The following is a 3,047-nucleotide window of genomic DNA, read 5'->3' as shown; positions in this document are numbered from 1 at the left end:
GGCGTGAGTGGCACTAATTCAGACTTTTTCGCGAACGACCTTCCGCAATTTCGACATTTGGTTGCTTTGGCGATTTGCGTACAAGCGGTTGCGTTCTTAACGATCGCGCCGTTATGGCTGTTGCCATGTCTTGCCTTATTTTGTTTGTTTCTTTACGTGCGCCCATTAGCGCAGTCACGGATTCTGCGCTTGGTGCTGGTCTTTACCTGTGTCGCGTTGTTTTTTATCGATTACCGATTGGCGTACTCAGTGGAGATGGCCTCAGTTTTTTTACTCTTGGTCGCGAGTATGAAGGCGACGGAGCTATCCGGTAGGCGGGATATTCTGGTCTTCGTCTATTCCATGTTTTATTTGAGCGCGGTCTCGATGTTGTTTGAGCAGTCAATCAGTCATGTATTGCTGCAGCTATTCTGCGTGATGCTGTGCTTTAGCCTTTTAATGCGTTTGAGCGATAGCTCGCTCGGGAGTGTGAGATCGCAGCTTTGGCGAGTGACGAAAATGCTCTCGCTCGCAGTACCGTTTGCGGTGTGCTTTTTTTTGTTCTTTCCTCGTTTCGCGCCGCTGTGGTCTTTGCCCATTAAAACGAGCCACTCACAGACAGGGATGAGTGAAGAAATGACGCCAGGCTCTATTGCTGAGCTGAGCCAGTCTGCCGAGCGCGCTTTTAGAGTGAGCTTCAGTGGGGTCGCCCCAGCACGACAAAACCTTTATTGGCGCGCAATGTTGCTGGATTACTTTGACGGTAGAACGTGGAGACGAGCATCTAGCTCTTTGCTGCTGGAGCGAGGACGTCAGGGGCTCTTGCATGACCGTAAGTATGAGGTTTTTGAGCCGCAAGAGCTCGATCAGAATTATTATGATGTGATTCTAGAGCCGCATCAAAACCGCTGGGCGTTTGCATTGGTTGGCTCGCAGCCGGCATCGGGTAATGTGCATAAAATGGGTGGCGGAATCTACGAGTTCAGGCAAGACGTTGTGTCTCCAACGCCTTACAGGATGTTGTATGAAAAGACGCTTTTACCTGTTTCGGAGGTTCCTGGGGCTGTTGTCATATCAGGTGTAGAACGCATTGCTTCGCAAGTTAATCAAGACCTTCAGCTCCCGCCAACGGGTAATCCGCTTGCGCGTCAGTTAGTCGATCAGATGCTTTCGTCCGGGCCTACTGAGCTTGAGTATGTGGCTGCGGTGCTGCGCTATTTTTATGATGAGGGCTTTGGCTACACGCTGAAACCGCCAACGCTTGGGGTAGATAGTGTTGACGACTTTCTTTTTGGGACGCGTCTTGGGTTCTGTGAGCATTTTGCGAGTAGTGCGGCTTTCCTTTTTCGTGAAGCCGGTCTTCCCGCGCGCGTAGTAACGGGTTATCAAGGCGGTGAGTTCAATGAGGATATGGGTTACTGGCTAGTCCGCCAGTACGATGCGCACGCGTGGGTTGAGGTTTACATCACTGGAACGGGCTGGCTACGAGTAGACCCAACTGCCTATATCGCGCCAGATCGTATTGAGCGAAACTTAGAAGAAGCCGTGCGTGGTGAAGGGACTTTTCTTGCCGACAACCGCTTCGCAGCGTTTGCTCGCGAGCTGCCAATTCTCAACTGGCTCAGTCGACAATCCGATGAGTTGAACTACCGTTGGCAGCGTTTTGTTCTGGGTTATGGCGAACAGGATCAGCGCAAAATTCTTGAAAGCCTTATCGGTGGGTTTGATTTACGCTCCTTGCTATGGCTGCTCGTTGGCTTATTGGCTTTTATCTCAATGTGTGTGGTGCTCTATATTTGGTTGGGCCGATATAATCCAAAGCTTAGCAAGGTCGAACGAACGTATTTGCGATTTTTGTTGCTATTGAGGGTGAAGGGAGTGCAGCGAAAAATGGGGGAAACGCCGAAGGCATTTAGTGAGCGAGCCTCCGCAGAGCTCGGACCCAGATTTTCACGACTTCTCGAAAAACGTACGCAAGCATTGCATAAAAATCTGTACAATGCTGACAACTCCAATGACTAGTCTAAATCTATGAATCTGCCTTGGCATCGTGATATCACTGAAGGGATTGCAACCCTTGAAGCACAAAAGCAATTGCCGCACGCCATTATGTTATCTGGTGGCGTTGGTCTGGGGGCTGGTCGCCTAGCGGAGGATCTCGCAGCTCTGATTCTTTGTGAGCATTCTGTTGAAAGCCGCGCATGTGGAAAATGCAAATCTTGCAGTTTGTTTGAGGCCGGTAGCCACAATGATTTTGTTCGTCTGTGTCCCGAGGAAGAGGGAAAGCAGATTAAGGTAGATGCGGTGCGCGAGCTTGTAGAGTTTGTGACCGAATCAAGTATGCGTGGCGGTCATAAAGTGGCGATTATTAATCCGGTTGAGGCGATGAACCTTAGTGGGTCAAATGCCTTGCTTAAAACACTTGAGGAGCCAGCGGGAGATACGATTTTGTTTTTGGTTGCGGAGCGCCAGGAAGCAGTGCTACCCACGATACGCTCCCGATGCCAAATCAAAACCATTTTTCCACCTCGGCCTGATGAGGCGCAGTTATGGTTAAGATCGCAAAACCTTGAGCAGAGTGACGAACAAATTTCCGCATATCTTGCGATTGCTCATAATGAACCGCTCAAGGCACTGAGGTACGCAGAGCAGGGTGCTTGGGATCAACAGCTCGCAATGCTAAAAGGCTTGTCTGAGGCTCTAAAACGCGAGGTTTCTGTTCCAGACTTAGCCGCAAATTGGAGTGATGATTTTCTTGATGATCGACTAGAGTGGCTGATTCAATGGGCTGAGCAAATGATCCGGTACGAATCGACTAAGGATGAAGCGATGTTTAGTCATCCGCAGGGTGTCGCTATGCTCCGTTACCTATCCGGAAAATCTCACCCTGAATTGTTGTTTGCTTTGCGCGATAAAATGCTGAAGGAGTTTCGCTTATTGCGCGGCACTACAAACCCGAACCCGCAGTTGTTATGCGAGTCTGTTATTCTTGCTTGGCTAGAATTGATGTAGGGTTTAACGAATTTCATTAGCATGTTTAACACATTGCCCTATACTTCTTTAAATAG

At 49.4% G+C, this 3,047-nt stretch carries 2 protein-coding genes; both read left to right on the top strand.

The window, feature by feature from the left end; genetic code table 11:
* The coding region (locus A3751_RS13505; RefSeq protein WP_156492450.1) for a DUF3488 and transglutaminase-like domain-containing protein at window positions 1–2,001 on the top strand (2,001 nt) is incomplete at its 5' end.
* Window positions 2,002–2,010: 9 nt separating this feature from the next.
* Window positions 2,011–2,991 carry a DNA polymerase III subunit delta' gene (locus A3751_RS13500; protein ID WP_068456944.1) on the top strand — a complete coding sequence of 327 codons (981 nt, stop codon included), beginning with the start codon at window positions 2,011–2,013 and terminating at the stop codon, window positions 2,989–2,991.
* Window positions 2,992–3,047: the final 56 nt, after the last annotated feature.

This window comes from Oleiphilus sp. HI0080 (genome assembly GCF_001635135.1).
Note: the sequence above shows the minus strand (reverse complement) of the source record. Positions and strands in the feature narration are given on the sequence as shown.

Coding starts and splice junctions, on each gene's coding strand:
- A3751_RS13500 (WP_068456944.1), top strand. CDS start 2,011: ATGAATCTGCCTTGGCATCGTGATATCACTGAAGGGATTGCAACCCTT.